Annotated in this window: 19 protein-coding genes; 6 read left to right on the forward strand and 13 right to left on the reverse strand. The window is 67.9% G+C overall.

Annotation, left to right across the window (positions count from 1 at the left end; genetic code table 11):
- Window positions 1-3: 3 nt before the first annotated feature.
- Complete coding sequence (locus tag ACQ450_RS08365; RefSeq protein WP_431468914.1) at window positions 4-1,815, reverse strand: AcrB/AcrD/AcrF family protein; 1,812 nt, start codon at window positions 1,813-1,815, stop codon at window positions 4-6.
- A 93-nt stretch (window positions 1,816-1,908) separates the two neighbouring features.
- On the opposite strand from ACQ450_RS08365, the gene ACQ450_RS08370 reads away from it, so the two are divergent.
- Both ACQ450_RS08370 and ACQ450_RS08375 read left to right on the forward strand, forming a co-directional pair.
- Window positions 1,909-2,331 carry a GtrA family protein gene (locus ACQ450_RS08370; protein ID WP_262504054.1) on the forward strand — a complete coding sequence of 141 codons (423 nt, stop codon included), beginning with the start codon at window positions 1,909-1,911 and terminating at the stop codon, window positions 2,329-2,331.
- Window position 2,332: 1 nt separating this feature from the next.
- On the forward strand, window positions 2,333-3,064 hold the full coding sequence (locus ACQ450_RS08375; protein WP_431468915.1) for a class I SAM-dependent methyltransferase: 732 nt from the start codon (window positions 2,333-2,335) through the stop codon (window positions 3,062-3,064).
- Here ACQ450_RS08375 and ACQ450_RS08380 read toward each other — a convergent pair.
- Window positions 2,995-4,071, reverse strand: a complete 1,077-nt coding sequence (locus ACQ450_RS08380; RefSeq protein WP_431468916.1) for a glycosyltransferase family 2 protein — start codon at window positions 4,069-4,071, stop codon at window positions 2,995-2,997. The genes ACQ450_RS08375 and ACQ450_RS08380 overlap by 70 nt on opposite strands.
- Window positions 4,072-4,170: 99 nt before the next feature.
- On the opposite strand from ACQ450_RS08380, the gene ACQ450_RS08385 reads away from it, so the two are divergent.
- The gene (locus ACQ450_RS08385; RefSeq protein ID WP_431468917.1) at window positions 4,171-5,325 is read left to right on the forward strand and encodes a GNAT family N-acetyltransferase; all 1,155 of its coding nucleotides are present in this window, start codon (window positions 4,171-4,173) and stop codon (window positions 5,323-5,325) included.
- On the opposite strand, the gene ACQ450_RS08390 is transcribed toward ACQ450_RS08385, so the two are convergent.
- From ACQ450_RS08390 to ACQ450_RS08400, 3 genes are read right to left on the reverse strand one after another with little or no spacing between them, the layout of a single operon-like run.
- Window positions 5,306-6,943, reverse strand: coding sequence for a hypothetical protein (locus ACQ450_RS08390; RefSeq protein WP_431468918.1), 1,638 nt, complete (start codon window positions 6,941-6,943; stop codon window positions 5,306-5,308). The two genes, ACQ450_RS08385 and ACQ450_RS08390, sit on opposite strands and share 20 nt — an antisense overlap.
- A 57-nt stretch (window positions 6,944-7,000) precedes the next feature.
- Window positions 7,001-8,746 (reverse strand): hypothetical protein, encoded by a 1,746-nt coding sequence (locus ACQ450_RS08395; protein ID WP_431468919.1) that lies wholly within the window; start codon window positions 8,744-8,746, stop codon window positions 7,001-7,003.
- Window positions 8,747-8,762: 16 nt separating this feature from the next.
- Entirely contained in the window at window positions 8,763-9,380 is a 618-nt protein-coding gene (locus ACQ450_RS08400) for a class I SAM-dependent methyltransferase (RefSeq protein ID WP_431468920.1), read from the reverse strand.
- A 154-nt stretch (window positions 9,381-9,534) separates the two neighbouring features.
- Between ACQ450_RS08400 and ACQ450_RS08405 the strand changes: the two genes are divergently transcribed.
- Window positions 9,535-10,746, forward strand: a complete 1,212-nt coding sequence (locus tag ACQ450_RS08405; RefSeq protein ID WP_431468921.1) for a glycosyltransferase family 2 protein — start codon at window positions 9,535-9,537, stop codon at window positions 10,744-10,746.
- Window positions 10,747-10,755: 9 nt separating this feature from the next.
- Here the strand turns inward: ACQ450_RS08405 and ACQ450_RS08410 are convergent, their stop codons facing one another.
- Window positions 10,756-12,594 (reverse strand): M61 family metallopeptidase, encoded by a 1,839-nt coding sequence (locus tag ACQ450_RS08410; RefSeq protein WP_431468922.1) that lies wholly within the window; start codon window positions 12,592-12,594, stop codon window positions 10,756-10,758.
- Window positions 12,595-12,869: 275 nt separating this feature from the next.
- On the opposite strand from ACQ450_RS08410, the gene ACQ450_RS08415 reads away from it, so the two are divergent.
- Window positions 12,870-13,628, forward strand: coding sequence for a carbonic anhydrase (locus tag ACQ450_RS08415; RefSeq protein ID WP_431468923.1), 759 nt, complete (start codon window positions 12,870-12,872; stop codon window positions 13,626-13,628).
- A 57-nt stretch (window positions 13,629-13,685) separates the two neighbouring features.
- Here ACQ450_RS08415 and ACQ450_RS08420 read toward each other — a convergent pair whose 3' ends face one another.
- From ACQ450_RS08420 to ACQ450_RS08440, 5 genes are all read right to left on the reverse strand, one after another.
- Entirely contained in the window at window positions 13,686-14,906 is a 1,221-nt protein-coding gene (locus ACQ450_RS08420; RefSeq protein WP_431468924.1) for an argininosuccinate synthase, read from the reverse strand.
- 37 nt (window positions 14,907-14,943) lie between these two features.
- Complete coding sequence (locus ACQ450_RS08425; protein ID WP_262504056.1) at window positions 14,944-16,272, reverse strand: MATE family efflux transporter; 1,329 nt, start codon at window positions 16,270-16,272, stop codon at window positions 14,944-14,946.
- A gap of 157 nt (window positions 16,273-16,429) precedes the next feature.
- Window positions 16,430-17,659, reverse strand: a complete 1,230-nt coding sequence (locus ACQ450_RS08430) for a class I SAM-dependent methyltransferase (protein WP_431468925.1) — start codon at window positions 17,657-17,659, stop codon at window positions 16,430-16,432.
- A gap of 57 nt (window positions 17,660-17,716) precedes the next feature.
- A complete protein-coding gene (locus ACQ450_RS08435; RefSeq protein WP_431468926.1) occupies window positions 17,717-18,478 on the reverse strand; it encodes a molybdopterin-binding protein in 762 nt (253 codons plus the stop codon).
- Window positions 18,475-19,245: a cytochrome b/b6 domain-containing protein gene (locus tag ACQ450_RS08440; protein ID WP_431468927.1), complete on the reverse strand. Its 771-nt coding sequence runs from the start codon at window positions 19,243-19,245 to the stop codon at window positions 18,475-18,477. The genes ACQ450_RS08435 and ACQ450_RS08440 overlap by 4 nt, the downstream gene beginning before the upstream one ends.
- Before the next feature lie 107 nt (window positions 19,246-19,352).
- Here ACQ450_RS08440 and ACQ450_RS08445 point away from each other — a divergent pair, with 107 nt between their 5' ends.
- Window positions 19,353-19,964 carry a flavin reductase family protein gene (locus tag ACQ450_RS08445; RefSeq protein ID WP_431471189.1) on the forward strand — a complete coding sequence of 204 codons (612 nt, stop codon included), beginning with the start codon at window positions 19,353-19,355 and terminating at the stop codon, window positions 19,962-19,964.
- Here the strand turns inward: ACQ450_RS08445 and ACQ450_RS08450 are convergent.
- Complete coding sequence (locus ACQ450_RS08450) at window positions 19,955-20,710, reverse strand: TSUP family transporter (RefSeq protein ID WP_431468928.1); 756 nt, start codon at window positions 20,708-20,710, stop codon at window positions 19,955-19,957. The two genes, ACQ450_RS08445 and ACQ450_RS08450, sit on opposite strands and share 10 nt — an antisense overlap.
- Window positions 20,711-20,735: 25 nt before the next feature.
- Window positions 20,736-21,797, reverse strand: a complete 1,062-nt coding sequence (locus ACQ450_RS08455) for a mannose-1-phosphate guanylyltransferase/mannose-6-phosphate isomerase (protein ID WP_431468929.1) — start codon at window positions 21,795-21,797, stop codon at window positions 20,736-20,738.
- Window positions 21,798-21,929: the final 132 nt, after the last annotated feature.

Here is a 21,929-nt window from a genome sequence, read left to right on the forward strand (position 1 = left end):
CGATCACGCGCCCGCGCGTCGCTCCCGCTCGACCCGGAACAACAGGAAGGGCGAGTTTTCCGGCAGGCTGATCGGCTCGAGCCACTCGGGCACCCGACCGCCGACGATTTGCGCATAGAATCCGTTCGGATTGCGCGCGCGATAGACGGTGGTCTCCGACATGTCGCGGCAGATCAGGAGATAATCGGCCTGGTGCCGTGCGATCAGCCCTCGCGCGCGCTCGGCCGATCCGGTGAAGGCGCGATGCACGTCGAGAATCGCACGTTCGTTGCGATGATAGGGGCCGGCGACCGCATTGTGCCGCGTGAGCGCGATCAGGCGCGGTCCCAGATCGACCTGGGTAAAGATCGTCCCGCGCGGCAGCCGGTCGAGCGGCTGCATCGCCCAGAAACGCGCGCAGCTCGCATTGGCGTTGCGAATCGCGACGCTGCGGTTGCTGGGCGGATCCTGCGGAAGATAGCGCAGCACGAAACCCGCGAAGAGCCCCGAGACGAGCAGGAACGCCGCCACCGACCCGCCGATCCGCACCCAGATCCAACGGTGCCCGAGGCACCAGGGCACCACCACCCAGACGAGCGCCGTCGCCCCCGGCACGCTCAGCATCTGCGCGGCGGGACCGGCGCGCACCTGCCAGAGCAGCATCGCCGCCGCGAACGCAGTGAACAGCGCGATCGCTGCCCAGCCGACCACCCGCTCGCTCCGCCGCCACCGCCAGGTAGCGAACAAGGCGCCCAGGATGCCGATCACCGGCAGCACCGCGACCGGAAAGGCAGTGCGCAGCGGATGCCGATAGATCGGCCGCGCCTCGCGGACATTGTTGAGCCAGGTGTCGGCGAGCGCCTGGCTGACGCCCTCTGGCCGCCCGAGACACTGCGGGTAGAAGCCCGCGAAGCCCCCCAGAATGGCGGCGCCCGCGACTGCCGCGAGTCCCAGCCGGGCCCAGCGCGCGCTCGGATTGGCGAGCGCGAGCAGAAACAGGAGCAGCCCCGCCGCTACCATCACCGAAAGCCACACCGGAGTCAGTGCGTCGCACCGCATCGCCTGATTGGCGTGCGAGGCGAACAGCGCGAAGCCGAGCGCGCTGCCGCCGCCGAGGCTGAGCCCATAGACGAGCATGCGGCGCGCCTCGGCCGCGTCCCAGATCCAGCGTAGCGCGACGATCGCTCCGGCCATCGCGCAATAGGGGAGCATCTCGAGCCCGATCGTCAGCGACACCGCGCTCGAAAGGCCGACGGTGGCGCCGCCGCGTGCGCGCCGCGGATCGGCGAGCCCGGCGACCGTGACGGCAAGACAGGCGAGCTGCCAGCCATGATGATCGATCCGCAACGGCGCGAACATCAACATGGTCGAGGTACAGCCCATCAGCACGATCAGTGCGACCGGCCACGCCGCGGGCGCGATCAGCCGCCGCGCCGTAACGGAAAGCGCCGTCATCACCACCGCCAACGGCAGCAGCGGCGCGATGCCGGAGGCGAGCCGCTCGGCCCATGCGGTCCCCACGAACGGCTTGAACAGTAGGATCAGGCCGGCGAGCGGCAAATCGACCACCCGCGACCAGTGAATGTCGAACCCGCCGAACGCCGGATCGAGCCGATATTGGCGCAGATCGTACCAGCCCTGCCCGGCCAGCCAGGCGCGGACCTGCATCAGCCGCATGTTATCGTCGGTATCGCCCAACGCGAGCCACTGGACCTGCGGCCAGCGCTGCCACAGATACCAGACGGCCACCGCCGCCCAGGCAAGCAGCGCCCAGCGCAGCCAGTGGCGATCCAACTCCCGATCGAGGCGGCACCCGCCCCATCCCAAGCGCTTCAAAAGGCTTCCCCTATGCTCCCCGGCGCCTTAGTGCGCTCGACGCCCGACGGAAACTCCTTCCGTTCGTGCGGCGGGCGAAAGAGCAGGACAGACGTGACGGCGATCGTTCGACGGGTACAGGCGATGCGGGACAGCGGCCTTCTCGGCCAGCTGATCCGCTATGGCATCACCGGCGGCGGCGTAACCCTGCTGGGCGGGGCGCTCTACACGGGACTCGTGCTCTCGACGGCGATTCACCCGCAGGCGGCGATGTTCGGCGCTTATCTGGTCTGTGTCGCGGTCGGCTATGTCCTCCACAGCCGCTGGAGCTTCAAGGGCCACGGCCGGCGCGACGATGTGCGGCGAACCACGACTCGTTTCTTCGTCGTCAGCCTGATCAGCTATGGCCTCAACGCCTTCTGGACGTGGTTCTGCGTCGCGCTGCTCGGGCTTCCGGAATGGACACCGGTGGTGCCGCTGCTGTTCGTGACGCCGCTCGCCACTTTCGCGCTCAACCGGCAATGGGTGTTCGGCTGATATGGAACGGATCGTCTACGAGCGGATGGCGCAGCACGACACCAGCCACTGGTGGTATCGCGCGCGCCGCGAGGTACTGGCGGACTATCTGAAGCGCTGGGGCGGTCTGCCGCGGGACGCGCGCATTCTGGAGATCGGCTGCGGCACCGGCCACAACCTGCCGATGCTCGCGCGGTTCGGCAAAGTCGACGCGATCGAGATCGACGAAACGGCGGGCGCGATGGCCGCCGAGCGGCTGGGAAAACCGGTCGGCACCGCGCCGCTGCCCGAGTTGGGAGACGTGCCGCGCGGCGCCTATGATCTGATCGCCGTGCTCGACGTGGTCGAGCATGTGGCGGACGACGTCGCGGCGCTGCGGGCGATGGCGCAATGCCTGAAGCCGGGCGGGAAGATCCTGATCACCGTCCCTGCCCATCAATGGATGTGGAGCGCGCACGACACGGTGAACCATCACCAGCGGCGCTATTCGAAGAAGACGCTGAAGGCGGCGCTGCGCGCGGCCGGTCTGCGCTGGCGCAAGCTCGGCTATTTCAACTCGCTGCTGTTTCCCGCTGCGGTCGCGGCACGCCTGGCGGGCAAGCTGACCGGCAAGGACGATAGCGACGATTCGCCGCCGCCTGCCCCGCTCAACGCGGCGTTCGAACGGATCTTCCGCCTCGAGCGTCACGCGCTCGGGCGTATCCCGTTCCCGCCCGGACTGTCGCTGATCGTGCTCGCCTCGCCCTCGGGCTGATCCCAGACCTGCGGCGAGACGCTGACCGCGCCCGAATCCTGATAGCGATAGCCCAGCCGGGCATGGCCCTGCACCGGCCCGGCCACGTCCGCGACCAGATAGAGCGGGCGTCGCTTCGATTCGACGTAGAGCCGGCCGAGATATTCGCCGATCATGCCAAGCACGAACATCTGCACCGCGCCGAGCAGCACGACGACGAGCATCGTCGAGGTCCAGCCCTGCACTGCCGACCCGCTGAGCCAGCCGACCGCAATGTAGAGCACGAGCAGCACCGACGCCGCCGTCAGCCACAGGCCGACATGGCTGGCGAAGCGCAGCGGCGCCGTCGAGAATCCCGTGACCGCGTCGAGCGCAAAGCGGATCATCTTGCCAAGCGGATATTTGCTTTCGCCCGCATGGCGTTCGGCCCGGTCATAGACGAACGGCACCTGGCGGAAGCCGATCCAGGCGACCATCCCTCGGATGAACCGCGCCTGCTCGGGCAACGAGAGGAAAGCGTCGAGCGCACGCCGGCTCATCAGGCGGAAGTCGCCGGTGTCGAGCGGAATGGGCGTGTCGGTCACGCGGTCGAGCACACGATAAAAGGCCGCCGCCGTAAGCTTCTTGAAGAAGGTCTCGCCTTCGCGCCTGCGCCGCACGGCATAGACCACGTCGGCCTGCTGCGCCGCCATGGTGGCGCGCATATCGGCAAGCAGCTCGGGCGGATCCTGGAGATCGGCGTCGATGATCAGGATTTCGTCGCCGGCGCAGAGATCGAGCCCCGCCGTCAGCGCGAGCTGATGGCCGTGGTTGCGCGACAGATTGATCGCGACAAGGTGCGGATCGGCGGCGGCCAGCCGCTGCATCACCTGCCAGGTCGCGTCCTTCGATCCGTCGTTGACGAAGACGATCTCGTAGGAGTCGCCCACGGCGGTGCGCGCCGCGGCCGATATGCGCGCATGCAGCGCGTCGAGACAGCCCTCCTCGTTGTAACAGGGGACGACTACGGAAAGCCGGGGACGATTCATGGGCGCGCGTCTTAGCGGAGCGCGCGGGACACGTCATCAGCGACGATGATCCGGGCGCAGGCGATTGCCTGTAGCTCAGCGCCTCCTACATTCGTGCGCGTGAGCGCCCTTCCCATCACTGCCCGCATCGCCGATGGTGTCGCTTCGATCCCCGCGGCGCATTGGGACGCCTGCGCCGGCAGTCGTAACCCGTTCGTCAGCCACGCCTTTCTGTCGATCCTCGAGCGATCCGGCTCGGCGACGGCACGCGCCGGCTGGCAATCCATGCCGCTGGTGATCGACGATGCCGCGGGTGTGCCGGTCGCAGTGGCCCCCGCCTATGCCAAGTCGCACAGCCAGGGCGAATATGTGTTCGATCATGCCTGGGCCGATGCCTGGGAGCGCGCCGGCGGACGCTATTATCCCAAGGTGCAGGTGGCGGTTCCGTTCACGCCGGTACCGGGCCCGCGGCTGCTGCTGCGCGCCGACGCACCCGAGGCGGCCGCCGCCGCGCTGATCGCCGCGATCGAGGCGCTGACCGACCAGAACCGCCTGTCGTCGGCGCACGCCACTTTCGTGGCGCCCGAGCAGTTGCCGGAGTTCGAACGGGCCGGCTGGCTGGTGCGCGCCGGCACGCAGTTCCACTGGGCCAACCGGGACTACGACAGCTTCGACGCGTTCCTCGGCGACCTTGCCAGCCGCAAGCGCAAGGCGATCCGCAAGGAGCGTGCCGCTGCGCTGGAGAGCGGCATCACCGTTCGCCATCTGAGCGGCGCGGCGATCACCGAGGCGCACTGGAACGCCTTTTGGGAATTCTACCAGGATACCGGCAGCCGCAAATGGGGCCGCCCCTATCTCACCCGGCCCTTCTTCTCGATGCTCGGCGAGGCGATGGGCGACAAGGTGCTGCTGATCCTGGCCGAGCGGGACGGCCGGCCGATCGCCGGCGCGCTCAACCTGATCGGCGCGGACACGCTCTATGGCCGCTATTGGGGGTGCGTCGAGGACGTGCCGTTCCTCCATTTCGAGCTCTGCTACTATCAGGCGATCGACGCCGCGATCGCGCGCGGTCTCTCCAGCGTCGAGGCGGGCGCGCAGGGCGAGCACAAGCTGGCGCGCGGCTATGCGCCGGTGCGCACCTGGTCGGCGCATTATCTGCCCGATCCCGGTTTCCGGCGCGCCGTCGCCGACTATCTGGACCGCGAGCGCGAGGCAGTCGCGGCGGAAGAGGAGTATCTGGGCGAACTGACGCCGTTCAGGAAGGCCTCGGCGTAAGGGGCGCTCGCGGCGCCTCGCCTGCGCGCGGCGACACCAATGGATCGACGCGATAGAGGCCGCTCGATCCGCTGCGCCACACCGGCTCCAGCCCCTGCATCAACGCCGGATCGATGCGCGGCGGCTGGACGATCCAGACATAGTCGAAGGCGTCGCGCGGAAACCGCGCCAGCGCGCGATCCGCGGGGCGCCACCACTGGCCCCGGCACTGCCGCGGCGTGATGAGTTGCGACGGATCCTGACGGAAACCGCGCGCCGCGCGATAGCGCGCGGTGAGAAGCTGCGCCCCGGCCATCGACCATTGATCGTTGCTGTAGGAAAGCCGCCGCACCAACGCCATCGCGGGAATGTGCTCGAGCCGCGACATCTTCCACGGGTTGGCGCAGCTATACCCTACGAAGGTGACGACCCGCGATCCGGGCGGCAGTTCCTCCAGCGCGGCAAGCTCGCGATCATAGCTGCGATCGAACAGCGCATAGCTCCACGTCGTGCCGCCGATCCGCACAAGGAAAAAGGCGAGCCCCGCCGCCGCGACGAGCGCCGCGCCGCGCATCGAAAGCCCGGGCTTGGGCCGCAGCGCGACCAGCCCGATCGCGATCATATAGGGCGCCAGCCGCATGTCGGCATAGGCCGAGCCGAACACGATTCGCGGCAGCAGCAGATAGACCGCGAGCAGGAACAGCGCGGAAAGCAGCAGGTTGCGCGAATATTCGATGTTCGGGTCGCGAACGCCCTTGAACAGGATCAGATAGAGCACGCCGAGGCTGGCGAGATCGAACAGCTGCCAGCGATCGCGAAACACCATGGTGACCCACTGCATCTTCGCGCGCCAGTTGAACCAGTCGGCGGTCTGGCCGGAGACGTGATCGCCGGTCCGCCAGGCGAACATCAGCAGGACCGGCGGCGCCAGCACGAGGCACTGGATGCCCGCGCGAAACCACGGGACGATCCAGCTCGAAACGAAATCCTCGTGCCATCGCGCGCCCTTGCGCACGCGCACGTCGTGCTGGCGGATCAGCTCGGCCGAAAAGGCGAGCACGCCCAGCGTCCCCCATCCGAAGGTGTGGGTCAGCCAGATGAGGCAGCTCAGCGGTATGAACAGCCAGCTCCGCAGCACGAACCGGCCCTGCCGCGCCAGCCGCAGCCACAGCGCGAAGGCGTTGAGCGCCAGCGCCATCGACAGCGCGAAGTTCACGAAGCCGAACTGGAAAGGGAAGTTGTAGGCAAGCGGCAGCGCGAACAGCGCGGTCGCCGGGATCTTCCCGTGCACCTCGCGCGCGATCCACAACAGGCCCGTCACCGTGAGCGGCGGGATCGTCAGAACGATCAACTTCACCGCAAGCTCGAGACCGAACAGCTTGGCAAGCGGAACGACGAGCAGATCGACTCCGAGATTGCCGATCAGCTGCCACTGAAAATCATACCAGTCGTTCAGCCAGGGATAGGTGTCGCGATCGAGCTGAACCCGATAGCGCCCCATATGGCCCGGAAGATCGACGAGCGGCGGAATGTCGGGCCAGAGCAGCGGCACGGCCGATGCCAGCGCCGCGAACAGCACGAACCAGCGCGTCTGCCACCAGCTGCGCGTTTCCAGCCTGTGCCGGTCCGTCGTCTCCAAGGCGCCCGCATCCCCCGCAACCGCGACGCGAAGCGCTCCGCGCCGCGCCGCGCCAATTCAGCGGATGCGATAGAAGCGAAGGCCAGTGTCGTGCAAGGGGAGCGGCTCGGCCCATGCGGGCGGTTCGCCGCGTGAGAGCTGCGCGGCCAGGCTGCCCGGCCGCGCATGGGGCACGCCGACTTCGGAGAAGCCGCCCGGACAGAAGAGGATATAGCGCACCTGCCACTCCGCCGCGATCGCTCGCGCCTGTTCGGGCGCGGCGAGAAAGAAGCGATAGGTGGCCAGATTGCCCCTGTTGTTGCGATGATAGCCGGCGCCGACGGAGGCGTGGTGGGTTCCGCCGATCACCCGCGCACCATGATCCATCGCCGTCATCACCGTTCCGGCCGGATAAGCGTTCAGCCGGTGCCAGACATCGCCCTGTTTGCACGACTCCGCCTGTTCGGTCGCGGCGGCGATGCGGGGGCGAAGCTGCTCCTCGATCCAGCCGGTGACGACCAGCCAGAGCACGCCCGCCGACACACACCAGGCGCCGAGAAGCGCGAACGGGCGCCAGCGCGGCGCGTGAGCCCGGGCGGCGAGCACGAGCTGCGCGAGCATCGGCGCCGCGACCGCCGAGCCCATATAGGCGCCGCGCAGCTGGAACAGCAGAATCACTGCGCTCGCCAGATAGACGGCGCCGAGCGGCAGCATCGCGAGCCGTTGCGCGGCATCGGCCCGGCGGAGGCGAAGCGCGAAAACGATCAGCGCGATCGTCAGCAGCGCCGCCGCCTGAATCGCTGCGGAAACCTTGGGCTGTTCGAAGACCCCGATTGCCTCGGGAATGCTGTCGATGATCGCGTGCTGAAGGAACGGCCCCATCGGTCCATAGGGACCGGTGAGACACACCGGATAGCTTGCGAGCGTGGCTGCCAGCGCCACAGCGCCGAGCCCGGCTCCGACGGCGAGCCGCAGGCGCCAATCGCGCAACGCCGGCGTGAGTGCACCCAGCACCAGCCATGCGACTCCAACCGCCACCGCCCCGGTTACGGAGGCAGGCGTGAAGGCATCGCACCATTCGGCGCTCCAGTAGTTCGGACGCGCGAACAGCAGCAGCGCCAGCGTGGCCACCGTCAGGATCGCTCCGAACCCGATCGCCCGCGCGCGCTCCTCCTTTCCTCGCACAAGCCAGAGCAGGAAGAACGCTCCGACGAGCGCGGCGAGCTGGGGCGCGGTCTCGAGCCCGATCCCGAAGCTGAGCGCCACCATCGCGCCCACAACCGCACCCGACCGCCAGCCGCCGCGGCGCATCATCGCCAGGAGAGCGATTTGGAGCAGCACGACCTGCAGCGCATGGTGATCGATTCGCCCCGGCAGGAACAGCGCATTGGCTGGATAGGCCAGCGCCGCGATCACGATCGCCGGAAGCGCGCCTGCGGGAGGCCCGATGCGCCGAGCCATCCGCGCGGAGAGAGTGAGATAAAGGGCGAACAGCAGCGTCGGCGCGACGATCACTGCCATCAATTCGGCATTCGACTGACCGAGCAACGGCCGAGCCGTCAGGATCAGCGCAGCCGGCAGCAGATCGTTGAGCCGCGACCAGTGCATCGGCGCTCCGGGCGGCGCGAGCCGATACTGGGTCCAGTCGGCGAAGCCCTGCCCCGCGATCCAGTCCCGGACCTGCGTGAGCCGCATCATGTCGTCGGTATCGGGAAGATTGAGCCAGCGGAGCTGCGCCCAGTCGCGCGCGACCCAGCAGGCGGCGAGCAGCAACGCGAACGCCGCTGCCGTGAGCGCATCCTTGCGGCGGCCGTCGAACGTCATGGTCCGCTCCTGTCGGTCAGCGCGCGATCCCGGCTGCTCCGCCGCCGGCGGTTAGCACCGTTACGAAGTGGAGCCGCCGGTCGAAGAACCAGCCGAGCGGCCCCGGATACAGCGCGAGCCGATCGGCAAGCTCGCCGGGCAAGAGCCCACGCTCGCGCCACAGCGCTGCCCATTCGCGCCGCGAAAGATAATTGTAAGGCAGGCGAACCCCGTGGGCGGCGTTGCCCACCCAATCCATCAGCCGCAGCGTCGCGCCGGCGGCGAGGCCGTCGCGGAAATGGTCCTTCACGACGACATGGCGCGCGACCCGCGCGGCCTCTGCCAGCACCGCGCCCGGATCGTCGGTGTGGTGCAACACATCGACGAGGATGACCGCATCGAAACTGGCGTCGGGGAAGGGCAGGCTGACGCCGTCATAGAGTCGGACGGGAATGGCAGTGTCAGGACGCACGAGCACGTCGACGCCCTCGATCGTCACATCGCGCCGCAGCGCCATCACCCGCCGCGCGAGGTCGCCGCTGCCCGCGCCGATATCGAGCACGCGCGCACCGTGCGGCAGGCGCTGCGCCACCGCCGCCGAGAGCTTTCGAACGCGGCGGCCGAACACGATACGGGCATGCAGGCGCTTGAGCATCGCGTTCCCTCGAGTGGCAGGTCCTTCTTTTCCTGCCGCATCCGCCTTGAAGGATGGTTAACGGCGCCGCGTTCCGGATTGGCAGGAGCGGTGCGTTAACCACTTCTTCGGGGGCGGCATACTAGTTCCCGGACGACCCGTTGGAGACGCCGCCATGTCCGCCGCCCCTGCCCGTGCCCGGCCACTGCCGCGCACTCCTGCGCCGTCCAGCGCTGCCGCACCGATCGAGCTTTCGATCGTGATGCCGTGCCTCAACGAGGCGGAGACGCTGGCGGTCTGCATCAAGAAGGCGAAAGCGTTTCTCGCAAGGCATGGCGTGGCGGGCGAAGTCATCATAGCCGACAATGGCTCGACCGACGGTTCGCAGCAGATCGCCAACGCGCTGGGAGCGCGGATCGTGGTGGTAGAGGCACGCGGCTATGGCGCCGCACTGATCGGCGGAATCGCCGCGGCGCGCGGCCGCTATGTGGCGATGGGCGATGCCGACGACAGCTATGATTTCGAAGCGCTGCTGCCGTTCGTCGAAAGCCTTCGCGCGGGCGCCGACCTGGTGATGGGCAACCGCTTCCGCGGCGGCATCGCCCCCGGCGCCATGCCGGCGCTCCACAAATATCTCGGCAATCCGGTGCTCAGCTTCGTCGGCCGGACCTTCTTCGGCGCGCGCGTCGGCGATTTTCACTGCGGCTTGCGTGCGTTCCGCCGCGACGCGGTGCTTGCCCTGGGTCTCACCGCGCCCGGAATGGAATTCGCGAGCGAGATGGTGGTGAAGGCCGCGCTGCGCGGGCTCGACATTCGCGAAGTGCCGACCACGCTTCAGCCCGACGGGCGCAGCCGCCCGCCGCACCTGCGCACCTGGCGCGACGGATGGCGGCATCTGCGCTTCCTGCTGATCTATGCTCCGAAGTGGCTGCTGCTCTATCCAGGGATGGCGCTCGCGGCGGCGGGATTGCTGGGCGTGATCGGACTGCTCCCCGGCGACGTCGCACTCGGCCAGATCCGCCTCGGCGTCCACACGATGATCTTCGCGGCGATGGCAGTGCTGATCGGGTCGCAATTGGTGGGCCTCAGCGTGCTCGCGCGGCGCTATGGCGCGATCGCAGGGCTCTGGCCCGAAAGCGGCTTGATGCGCCGCGTGCGCAACTGGTTCACCGTCGAGCGGGCGTGCATCGCCGGTGCGCTGATGCTGGCGGGTGGGATCGCCGGCGCGGGACTTGCGACGGCGATCTGGGCGCAGAGCGGATTCGGCGCGATGGACCCGGCGGATCTGATGCGGCTCACCATCCCGTCGATGCTGCTCGGCTGCCTTGGCGTGCAGACGGTGGTGACTGCCTTCTTCATCGGCCTGCTCGATCAGCCGCGCCGCTGAGCGCCGCCGCTATCCGGCGGTGCCCAGCCACGCCTGACGGAAGGCGCGCTGCGCATCGGTGAGCGGCATCCCCTTGGCTTCGAACGGCACGATCGTGATTGCAGGATCGGCGGCATAGGTCATCGGCAGGGCGACTTCGCTTCCATCGCGGCGGCGAACCGTCACGACCACTCGGTCGCCGGGCGCACGCGCCTGCGTAGCGGCGCTCCAGGCGCCGGGGTCCGCCACGGCGGCGCCATCGACTGCCAGGATGGTGTCGCCGGTGTCGACCCCAGCCGCATAGAGCGGCGATCCCGGCGGCGGAGCCTGCGTCACGCGCACGCCTCCTTCGCCCGCTTCGAGCCCCACCGGTCCCGCCCAGGCCGCCGTGGGCCGCGCCAGCTCGTAGGAAAGGCCCGCCTGCGCGAGCAGCGGCGCGAAATCGGGCAAGCCGCTCGCCTCGATGGTCTCGGCGAAGAATTGCTCGGCGAAGGCCGCGTCGCCGGTCACCTGCGCGAGCGCCGCCCGCAGATCATCGGGCGTATAGGGCCGCTCGGAGCGTCCGTGCGTTTCCCACAGCAGGCGCATGTAATCGTCCAGCGTCACCCCCTCGAACCGCTGGCGCAACGTCAGGTCGAGCGCGAGCCCGATGATCTGGCCATAGGGATAGTAGGAGGTGAAGATGCTCTCGTTGACCGGGTCGATCGCCGTCGCCGCATCGACGAACGGAGCGCGCAGGCTCATCTCTTGCGGCGAGCCATAGCGGCGGCCGGGAGCGTTGACGATGTAGTTGAGTGTGCCGCCGGTCACATTGAGGAACTGGCCGAGGTCCCATTCGCCGGCCCGGATCAGTGCCAGCGGCGCATAATAGCTGGTGAAGCCTTCGGCGAACCACAGCGAAGGCGTGGGATTTGCTTGGGTGAAATCGAACGGTTGCAGTTCCGCAGGGCGCAGACGCTCGACGTTCCAGGCGTGAATGAACTCGTGGCTGAGCGTGCCGATCTGCTGATAGTTCGCCGCTTCGAGCCCGCGCGTGTTGCTGAGGATCGTCGAATTGCGATGCTCCATTCCGTCGCCGGAAACCCAGGGCAGATAATCGGCGATGAACGTGTAGGTGCCATAGTCGAACCGCGGCAGCTCGCCCCAGACGGCGATCTGCGCATTGACGACGCGCTTGGCCATTTCGGCGAAGCGATCGGCGCTTTCGGCGCTGCCCTGGTGATGGATTGCGAGGCGGATCGTCTGGTCGCCCACCTGCCATTCGCGGACCATGTGGTCGCTCAGCTCGGTGGGGCTGTCCATGAAATATTGGAGGTTGGGCGCCCAATAGGCATTGGCCTCGCCGTCGACCGCCGGCAGCTGAGTCGCGATCTTCCAGTCGGCGCCTTCCAGCGGCTCGAACCGCACGCGGATGCGGCGCTCCTCCTGCCCCTCGGCCCACAGGAAGGTGGCGGGCATGTTGAGATGCGCATGGGTGGTGTCGATCTGCGAATAGGTGCCGTCGGCCCGATCGGCATAGAGCGTATAGCTCACCGCCACCGTCCCGTCATGCTCGGGCACCGTCCAGCTGTAGGGATCGGTGCGCGCGATCGGCAGCGGATTGCCCGCGCCGTCGACCGCGGAAACCGAATAGACGTTCTTGGCGAATTCGTGGATCGCATAGCGACCCGGCGACGAGCGCGACATGCGGAAGGTGGCCGGTTCGGCGGGCAGGTCGCGATAGGTGACGGTGATCCGCGCCTCGTGATGCTCCGCCTCCGGGAAGGAGACGTCATAGGAGACCGGCGCGTCCGGTGCGGTATCCTGCGCATGCGCCGAACCCGCCATCGCCAGCGCCACAACCGCCGCACCCGTCGCCCAATTCCGCATCGTTCCGATCCCTCCGCTTGGCAGCGGCTCCACGCGGCGCCGCGTGCGCGTTTATGGAGCGGCGGGGGGCGGCAGTCCATGGGGGCGGATCGTCAAGGCGCGAGGCGACAGGCGAAGGCGGCGCCGGCCGACGCACCCTGCTTCTGCTCAGAACCCTTTGGCGACAGGCCCGTTGGCGAAGAGCGATCGGAACAGAAGGGCGCGCGCCGCCGAGCCTCGCGAAGCCCTCTCCTGAGTCGATCCATCCTGAGGAGACAGACGAGAAAGGAAAGAAAATGGCCATCAGATCCGGATCGATCGCCATGCTGCTGGGCGCCGCCGCGCTGGCGGGTTGCACCGTGGCCGACACGCCGCCCGCCACAGGCGCACATGGCGCCACGTGGGGCTATGAAGGCGCCACGGGGCCCTCCGCCTGGGGCGAGATCAGCGAAGACTATGCCTTGTGCACTACCGGCCGGCAGGGATCGCCAGTAAACCTGCACGACGCCATTCCTGCCGCGCTGGGGCCGGTGGCGATCGGCTGGCAGCCGGTGGAGGGCGAAGTCGTCGACACCGGCCATGGTGTTCAAGTGAACGTGGCCAATGCCGGCGGCTTCACCAGCAGAGATCACCGCTACGAGCTGCTTCAGTTCCATTTCCACACGCCCGCCGAACATCTGCTGCAAGGCAGGCGCTTCCCGCTCGAGGCCCATTTCGTGCATCGACGCGAGGATGGGATGCTCGGCGTGATCGGCGTCTTCGTGCAGGAAGGCACGGCCAATCCGGCGCTGCAGGCAGTGCTCGACGAACTCGAGGGCGAGCGCGGCGCCGCGGCGCGGCTCGCCATCACCAATCTGCTTCCACAGGAGCCGGCAGTGTACCGCTATGCCGGATCGTTGACGACCCCGCCATGCAGCGAGACCGTCGACTGGTTCGTGATGGAACAGCCGATCACCGGCTCGCCCGAGCAGATCGCCGCGCTGGCGCGCCTCTATGCCGACAACGCCCGGCCGGTGCAGCCGCTCAACCGACGATTCATCCTGCGCTCGGACTGAGCCGAGTACGGAGCGGCGCCGCAGCCGGCTTGCAGTCGCCGGCTGCCCCGCCCCGACTTACCCCCGATCCCGCCGCCCCAGCAGCCGCAGCCGCAGCGCATTGAGCTTGATGAAGCCCGCCGCGTCGCGCTGGTCGTAGGCGCCCTGATCGTCCTCGAAGGTGACGACCTTTTCCGAATAGAGGGTGTTGGGCGACTTGCGCCCGACGACATAGACGCCGCCCTTGTAGAGCTTGAGCCGGACGGTGCCCGCGACGTTCTCCTGGCTGTGGTCGATCGCCGCCTGGAGCATCTCGCGCTCGGGGCTGAACCAGAAGCCGTTGTAGATCAGCTCGGCATAGCGCGGTGCCAGCTCGTCCTTGAGGTGCGCCGCGCCGCGATCGAGCGTGATCTGCTCGATGCCGCGATGCGCGAGGTGATAAATGGTGCCGCCCGGCGTCTCGTACATGCCGCGGCTCTTCATCCCGACGAAGCGGTTCTCGACCAGGTCGAGCCGGCCGATGCCGTGCTTGCGCCCCAGCTCGTTGAGCGCGGCCAGCAGCGTGGCGGGCGACATCGCCTGCCCGTTCAGCGCGACGCCGTCGCCCTTTTCGAAATCGATGGTGATGAATTCGGGTGCGTCGGGCGCGTCCTCGGGGTTCACGGTGCGCGAATAGACGTAATCGGGCACTTCGTCCCACGGGTCCTCGAGCACCTTCCCCTCGGACGAGGTGTGGAGAAGGTTTGCGTCGGTGGAGAACGGGCTTTCGCCGCGCTTGTCCTTGGGCACGGGGATCTGGTGCTTCTCGGCGAAGTCGATCAGCGCGGTGCGGCTGGTGAGATCCCATTCGCGCCAGGGGGCGATCACCTTGATATCCGGATCGAGCGCATAGGCCGAAAGCTCGAAGCGGACCTGATCATTGCCCTTGCCGGTGGCGCCGTGCGCGACCGCGTCGGCGCCCACTTCATGCGCGATCTCGATCAGCCGCTTGGAAATGAGCGGGCGCGCGATCGACGTTCCGAGCAGATAGAGCCCCTCGTAGAGCGCATTGGCGCGCATCATCGGGAACACGAAATCGCGGACGAACTCCTCGCGCAGATCGTCGATATAGATGTGCTCGGGCTTCACGCCCATCAGCTCGGCCTTGGCGCGGGCGGGCTCCAGCTCCTCTCCCTGCCCCAGATCGGCGGTGAAGGTGACGACCTCCGCCTGATAATTCTGCTGCAGCCACTTCAGGATCACGCTGGTGTCGAGCCCGCCCGAATAGGCAAGGACGATACGGTTGATCTTGTCGGCCATGCGGAAACTCCAGATCGGCAGGAAATCGTCCCGCGCTCTAGGAGCGAGGCGCGGGTTCCGCAATGCTCCGCGAAAGCCCGGGCCAATAGACCCCCAGCGCGGCCGCGCGATAGACATAGGCGAGCACGAAGGCAGTCCAGGCGCCCGCGAGACCGAACGGGCGGAACAGCAGATCGGTCGCGATGTAGAGCCCGGTCGCGAGCAGCGCCGCGTTGCGCAGCGCATGTCCCTGCGCCGCCCCGATGAACACGCCGTCGAGCAGCCACGCCGGCATGCCGACCAGCGGCACCGCCGCCGCCATCGGCAGGAAGGCCCGCGCCGTCGCCCGGACCTCCGGATCGGTCGTCAGCAGATCGATCAGCGGCGGCCCGGCGATCAGGAACGCCGCGGCGAAGAACAGGCCTGCAGCCAGCGAAAATTCGCCGGTCAGCCGAACTGCGCGCGCGAAATCCGCCCGTGCGCCGCCGCCGATCGCGATTCCGACCCGCGACTCGGCAGTGAAGGCGAAACCATCGAGCACGAAGGCCGAGACCGACACGAACTGCAGCAGCACATGGTTGGCCGCGAGTGGGACCGTGCCCAGCCGCGCGCCGGCATTGGTGAACCAGGCGAAGAGAGTGAGCAGCGCGACCGTGCGGATCATGATCGCTGCATTGACGCCGAACAGCCGCCGCATCGCTTCGAGCGCGAACACGCCCTTGCCGCGCAGATCGAGCAGCGCCCGTCCGCCCAGCAGGCGCGCGGCGATCACCAGCCCCACCGCCAGCGCCGTCCATTCGGCAAGCGCGGTTCCCAGCCCGACGCCCTCGGCGCCCATGCCGAACTGCCAGACGAACAGTGTGTCGAGCCCCGCGTTGACGACGTTCATCACGATCTGAAGCAGCAGCGCCGCGCGGGTCCGGCCGAGCCCCAGCAACCAGCCGTTGATCGCGAACACCCCGAGCGCGGCAGGCGCGCCGAGAAAGCGCGCAGTGACATAGCCGCGCGCCGCGGCGTCCAGTCCTTCGCCACCGGACAGCAGCGCGAGCGAAGCGGGGATCAGCACCGTCTGCAACAGGACGAGCAGCACCCCGAGCGCGAGCCCCGCGGCAAGCCCCCGCGCCAGCATCGCGTGCACTTCGGCGGCGTCGCCGGCGCCCTCCGCCTGCGCAGTGAGCCCCGTCATTCCCATGCGCAGAAAGCCGAAGCTCCAGAACAGGAAGTTGACGATCGCGGCACCCAGCGCGACGCCCGCAAGCGCAGCGGCATCGCCGGTACGGCCAACCACCGCCGTATCGACAAGCCCGACGAGCGGCACCGTCGTCTGGCCGAGCATGATCGGCCAGGCCTGGGCGAAGATCGCACGGCGACTGAGCGGGCGGGACATCAATGTCGCCCTACTGCCGGGAAGCGGCGGGCACCAGCGGTGGCAGCGGGGTGCCAGTCGCGCCGCGGAAGGGGCCTGCGTCTGTACGAGGCGTGGGTACCGTGGCTCTCGGCCCCGCGAAGTTCGGCTTCGGCGGCGATCGCTACGAAGATGCCGCCTATCCGTCCTGACGCAGTGCCCGCTCGGCCTCGATCATATAGTCGCGCGTGATCGGCAGCGTGTCGCGCGCGCGCGAGAATTGGAGCTGGTAATTCGCCATTCCGCCGTAGCGGAACGAAAGGCACGCTCCGGCGAGATAGAAGGTCCACATGCGATAGAAGCGCTCGTCGTAGAGATCGACGATCGCCTCGCGCGCGGCGACGGTGCGGTCGTACCAGTGCTGGAGCGTGAGGCCATAGTGGAGGCGCAGCACTTCGACATCCGTCAAAAAATAGCGCATGCCCTCATAGCCGCGCGCGATCTCGGACAGCGCCGGGATATAGCCACCGGGGAAGATGTACTTGGAGGTGAAACGATCGGTGACGCCGGGTTTTCCGAGCCGGCCGATCGTATGGATTAGCATCACTCCCTGGGGCGTCATCAGTTCGCGGCACCTGGCGAAGAAGGTGCGATAGTTCGGGGGCCCGACATGTTCGAACATGCCGACCGAGACGATCCGGTCGAACCTGCCCGCGACGTCGCGATAATCGATCAGCTCGAAGCGGACGTGGTCCGAAACACCCGCTTCGGCGGCGCGGCGGCGCGCCACCTTCAGCTGTTCCTCGGACAGAGTGATGCCGGTGACGTCCGCACCGGTCTTCGCGTGGAGATAGAGCGCCATCCCGCCCCAGCCGCAGCCGATGTCGAGCACGCGCATCCCCGGCTCGATCGCCAGCTTCGCCGCGATATGCGCCTTCTTGTCGGCCTGTGCCTGCTCGAGGCTGTTCGCCGGATCGGAGAAATAGGCGCAGCTATATTGCCGGTCGGCATCGAGGAAGAGATCGTAGAGTCGATCGGAGAGGTCGTAATGGTGCGCCACGTTGCGCTTCGCCTGCCGCCGCATGTTGATCCGGCCGAGGCGATGCCCGATCGCATCGACGCTGCGGCGCAACGGCCCGGGAAGAAGCAGCGTGTCGTTTGCCTCCCAAGGACTGTTCGCCATGGCGAGCGTCAGCACGCCCATGATGTCGCCCTGTTCGATTGTAAGCCGACCGTCCATGAACGCCTCGGCCAGACCCAGCCCCGGGTCGCGAAGGATCGCGGCGGCGGCACCGCGCGACAGCCGGATGGTGGCGGAGGGGAGTTCGGGGTCCGGCTCGCCGAAGGTCCGTCGGCTGCCGTCGGGATGCACTACGGTCAACAGGCCGCGCCGGAAGGCACGCGCGAACAATCGATCGATCACTGCCATGGCAGCGGCACCTACCGAAAAATGCTGCGACGCGCCATCGGCTTCAGCGGCAATGTCTCAGATCCCCGCATACCAGGCATAGCCGGCGGCATCCTCCCAATATCCGCCGCGCCCGCCGCCGATCGCGTCGAGCGATTCGACCGCTTCGATTCGCATGACGAACTTGGCGTGCTTGTAGCCGAGCTGCCGCTCGACGCGCAGTCGCACCGGCGCTCCGTGTCCGCGTGGCAGCAGCCGGTCGTTCATCGCCCAGGCGAGGATCGTCTGCGGATGATAGGCATCCACCAGATCGATCGACTCGTAGTAGCGGGTGCCGCCGAAGCTGTCGGCGCAGTGGAAGACGACATAGTTGGCGCGCGGATCGAGCCGCGCAGCGTCGAGCAGAGTCGCCAGCCGGGGCCCCTGCCACTTGCCGATCGCGCTCCACCCTTCGACGCAGTCGTGCCGAGTGATTTGCGCGCGCTGCGGCAGCGCCTGAAGCTGCGCCAGGCTGACCGCAAGCGGCCGGCGCACCAGTCCGTCGACTCTCAGGCGCCAATCGGCAAAGCCGTTCGCGAAATGCGCCTCATATTCCGGCGTGTTCGGATTGGTGTTGCCGTTGGTGCGGAAGTGCGGGCTCATCTGCTCCGGCGAAAACTCGCGGGCGAGCGCGCGGCGCGTCATCAGCCCGCGCTGGAGCGCCTTGTGGATATGCTCGCCGGTAAACAACACGCTGCGGCCGGCATCGCTCTGCGTGATCGAATCGCATCCGGCGAGCATCCCGCCCGCGCCGGCGGCCAGTCCGCCGATCAGCGTGCGGCGCGTGATCAGGCGAGTCATGAATGGTCCTCTTCGGGCACGCGCCAGCGGCCGGTGAGCATCGAACGGATCTCGTTCACCGGGCCGGCGAGGATCACCAGCGCGAGATGGACGACGATGAAGAGCGTGAGCAGCGCGGCGGCGATGAAGTGCACCGAGCGCGCGCTCTGCCGCCCGTCGAACAGATCGAGCAGCCACGGCCAGGCGGCATCCATTCCGGGCGCGATCGCCAGTCCGGAGAAGATCGCCACCGGCAGCAGCACGAAGATGACGCCTGCATAGGAGAGCTTCTGAAAGCTGTTGTAGGCGCCCGGATCATCGGGATCGTGGAAACGCAGCGCCGCATGCGCCCGGAGATCCGCCCAGAGCGCGCCCGGCCGCAGTTCGCGCCGCCGCACGCGCAGATCGCGCTGGAAATGGCGGTTCGCGAGGCTCCAGATCATGAAGATCAGCAGCCCGAAACCGAGCACCAGCGCGAACAGCAGATGCCAGCGGCGCGCCATCGACAGGCTGTAGTAGCTCGGAATGGTGATCTGCATGTCCCAGCCGAACAGCCCCCAGTCGGTGAAGCGCGGCAGGCTCAGCCAGGGTTCGTCGAAATTGGCGCCATAGTGCCCCCAATAAAGGTGCGGATGCGCATCGGAGATCACCATGCCGCTGCCGATCAGGACAAAGATTGTCAGTGCGGTGATCCAATGCCAGATGCGCGTCGCCACCGCATGGCGATAGACGCTGCGCGGCTGCGGCACGGGAACCTGCTGGTCGGGCTCGGGGGCGGGCGCTTGCATCGCATCTCCTCGCATCGGCACAGCGATAGTCTAGGGACAGAAGCGGCCGGGGAACAGGGCTGCGTTCGCGGCTTTCTCTTCTCCATGGGCAGCAACGATCAGGGGCCATTGTGACCGCATTCCATTTCTACGAACCCACTGCCGGCCACGGCCTGGCACATGATCCGATGAACGCCATCGTCGCGCCGCGGCCGGTCGGCTGGATCAGCAGCCTGTCGGCGGCGGGCAAGCGCAACCTGGCGCCGTACAGCTTCTTCAACCTGTTCAACTATCGCCCGCCGATCATCGGCTTTTCCTCGGTCGGCTGGAAAGGCAGCGTCGCCAATATCGCGGAGACGCGCGAATTCGTTTGGAATCTCGCCACCCGCGCTCAGGCCGATGCGATGAATGCGACCTCCACCGGCGAGGATGTCGACGAGTTCGAGCGCGCCGCGATCGATCCCCTGCCCAGCCGGCTGGTCGCTCCACCGCGCGTCGGAGGCAGTCCGGTGCAGTTCGAATGCCGGCTCACCCAGTTGATCCGACTGACCGACCACACAGGGGTCGAGATCGATGCCTGGATGATCCTGGGCGAAGTCATCGGCGTGCACATCGACCCGGCGATGCTGGGAGGCGGTGTCTACGTCACCGAGCGCGCGCGCCCGATCCTGCGCGGCGGCGGCCCGGCGGACTATTTCGAACCGGGCGAGAAATTCGCGATGCGGCGCCCTCAGCCATAGGCGCGCACGAAGAAGACGATCGTCGTCGCAGCCGTGATCGCCAGCGTGCCGCCCCGCACGAGCGCGGGCGAAAGCCCCTTGCCGAGCCGCGCCGCCAGCCAGCCGCCGGCGAGCGCCCCCGCCAGCACCGGCAGGCAGCGGTCCCACGCTACCATCGCAAATGCGACGAACACGATCGCCGCCGCGAAGTTCGCGACCGCCAGCATCAGCGTGCGCGCGGCGAACATGTCGCGCGGACTGACGTTGGCGAGCAGGCCGTAGGTCGCAGTCGTCATCAGCCCCACGCCGCCGCCGAAATAGCCGCCATAGATGCCGAGCAGCGACTGCGCCGCCATCAGTGTACGCCGCCCGATCGTGACGCGCGCATGAAGCCATGTCGCCGCGCGCCGCCCGAAGGCGAGCACCACGAAGGCATAGAGCGTCAGCCACGGGATGAGGACGTCGAACGTTTCGGTAGGGGTCAGCACCAGCAGCAGGCTGCCGACCAATCCACCCGCGAAGGTGATCGCCGCAAGCAACGGGATCGCAACTTTGGCGATCGGCGAGAGCTCGTCGCGAAACGTCCAGGCGCTCGCCGCCGCACCAGGCAACAGCGCGAAGTTCGAGGTGGCGTTGGCGATGTTCGCCGGCAAGCCGAGTGCGAGCAGCGCGGGCAGCGTGGCAAAGGTGCCGCCGCCCGCCAGCGCGTTCATCGCGCCCCCCGCCAGACCGGCCGCGACGGCAAGGATCAGATCCGCGAAATCCATCGGGCCACGCCGGGCGAGCCGCCCGTCAGCCCTTCTTCATCGCTTCGATGATCTTCTTCACGTCCTGGCTGCGCCCGCGCGGCAACACCAAAATGTCGTCGCCGCTCGCCACGACGATCAGGTCGGAGACGCCGACCAGCGCCACGCGCTTGCCGCCCTCCGCCCGGATCAGGCAGTTCTGCGCATCGATTGCCAGGATGCCCTCCCCCCGGCAGACGTTGCCGCCCTCGTCGCATGCGCTGATCGCATGCAGCGCATCCCAGCTGCCGACGTCGCTCCAGTCCATCGAGACGGGCACGACGGCCACCCGCGGTGCTTTTTCCATGACGGCATAGTCGATCGAATCGGCGGGCGAGGCGGCGAATTCCTCCGCGTCGGGCCAGATGCGCGCGCCCTCGCGCCGCGCCTTTTCCATCGACCGCTGCGTGGCGACCAGCATCTCGGGAGCATGCGCCGCCAGCGCACCGAGGAAAATATCGGCACGGAACAGAAAGATGCCGCCGTTCCAGGCATGATCGCCCGAGGCAAGCATCGCCTCGGCCGCTTCGCGCGGCGGCTTTTCGACGAACCGCTCGACTTGGTGCACGCCTGTGCCGATCGCCTTGCCGATCTTGATCCAGCCATAGCCGGTCTCCGGCGCGTCCGGCGCGATGCCGAACGTGACCAGCCAACCTTCGGCGACGAGCGGCAGCGCCGCCTGCACTGCGGCATGAAACGCCGCGACGTCGCCGATAACATGATCGGAAGGCATCACCAGCAGCGGATCCGGCCCCGCACCCGCTGCGATCGCAGCCAGCCCGATCGCAGGCGCGGTGTTGCGCCCCATCGGCTCGAGGATGAGCGCCTGCGCTTCCGCCCCCGCGGCGCGCAGCTGGTCCTCGACCAGATCCGCATGCGCTGCGTTCGCGACGACGATGGGCTTCGCGAACGCCGCGCCGTCCGCTCGCCGTGCGGTGAGCTGGAGCATCGTCTCCTCGGCGGTGAGCGGCAGCAGCTGCTTCGGCTTTTCAGGGCGCGACAATGGCCACAGGCGGGTTCCGGAGCCGCCGGACAGGATGACGGGAACGATCGGCTTGACGGTCGACATCGCGGCTTCTCCTTGCCGCCCCTTTAGAGTCTGACCGACGGCGGTCAAACCGCTTCGCGCGCGCTTTCCCGGCGCGTTCAGCATTTCTTCGTCAATTTCGGCGACACCGACTGCCAGTGTCGGTATCGTTTA

The organism is Sphingosinithalassobacter sp. LHW66-3, assembly GCF_050703275.1.
Taxonomy (GTDB): domain Bacteria; phylum Pseudomonadota; class Alphaproteobacteria; order Sphingomonadales; family Sphingomonadaceae; genus Sphingomonas.

Coding starts and splice junctions, on each gene's coding strand:
- ACQ450_RS08435 (WP_431468926.1), bottom strand. CDS start 18,478: ATGACTCGCCTGATCACGCGCCGCACGCTGATCGGCGGACTGGCCGCC.
- ACQ450_RS08375 (WP_431468915.1), top strand. CDS start 2,333: ATGGAACGGATCGTCTACGAGCGGATGGCGCAGCACGACACCAGCCAC.
- ACQ450_RS08395 (WP_431468919.1), bottom strand. CDS start 8,746: ATGACGTTCGACGGCCGCCGCAAGGATGCGCTCACGGCAGCGGCGTTC.
- ACQ450_RS08415 (WP_431468923.1), top strand. CDS start 12,870: ATGGCCATCAGATCCGGATCGATCGCCATGCTGCTGGGCGCCGCCGCG.
- ACQ450_RS08380 (WP_431468916.1), bottom strand. CDS start 4,071: ATGAATCGTCCCCGGCTTTCCGTAGTCGTCCCCTGTTACAACGAGGAG.
- ACQ450_RS08400 (WP_431468920.1), bottom strand. CDS start 9,380: ATGCTCAAGCGCCTGCATGCCCGTATCGTGTTCGGCCGCCGCGTTCGA.
- ACQ450_RS08430 (WP_431468925.1), bottom strand. CDS start 17,659: ATGGCAGTGATCGATCGATTGTTCGCGCGTGCCTTCCGGCGCGGCCTG.
- ACQ450_RS08420 (WP_431468924.1), bottom strand. CDS start 14,906: ATGGCCGACAAGATCAACCGTATCGTCCTTGCCTATTCGGGCGGGCTC.
- ACQ450_RS08440 (WP_431468927.1), bottom strand. CDS start 19,245: ATGCAAGCGCCCGCCCCCGAGCCCGACCAGCAGGTTCCCGTGCCGCAG.
- ACQ450_RS08450 (WP_431468928.1), bottom strand. CDS start 20,710: ATGGATTTCGCGGATCTGATCCTTGCCGTCGCGGCCGGTCTGGCGGGG.
- ACQ450_RS08455 (WP_431468929.1), bottom strand. CDS start 21,797: ATGTCGACCGTCAAGCCGATCGTTCCCGTCATCCTGTCCGGCGGCTCC.
- ACQ450_RS08425 (WP_262504056.1), bottom strand. CDS start 16,272: ATGTCCCGCCCGCTCAGTCGCCGTGCGATCTTCGCCCAGGCCTGGCCG.
- ACQ450_RS08405 (WP_431468921.1), top strand. CDS start 9,535: ATGTCCGCCGCCCCTGCCCGTGCCCGGCCACTGCCGCGCACTCCTGCG.
- ACQ450_RS08410 (WP_431468922.1), bottom strand. CDS start 12,594: ATGCGGAATTGGGCGACGGGTGCGGCGGTTGTGGCGCTGGCGATGGCG.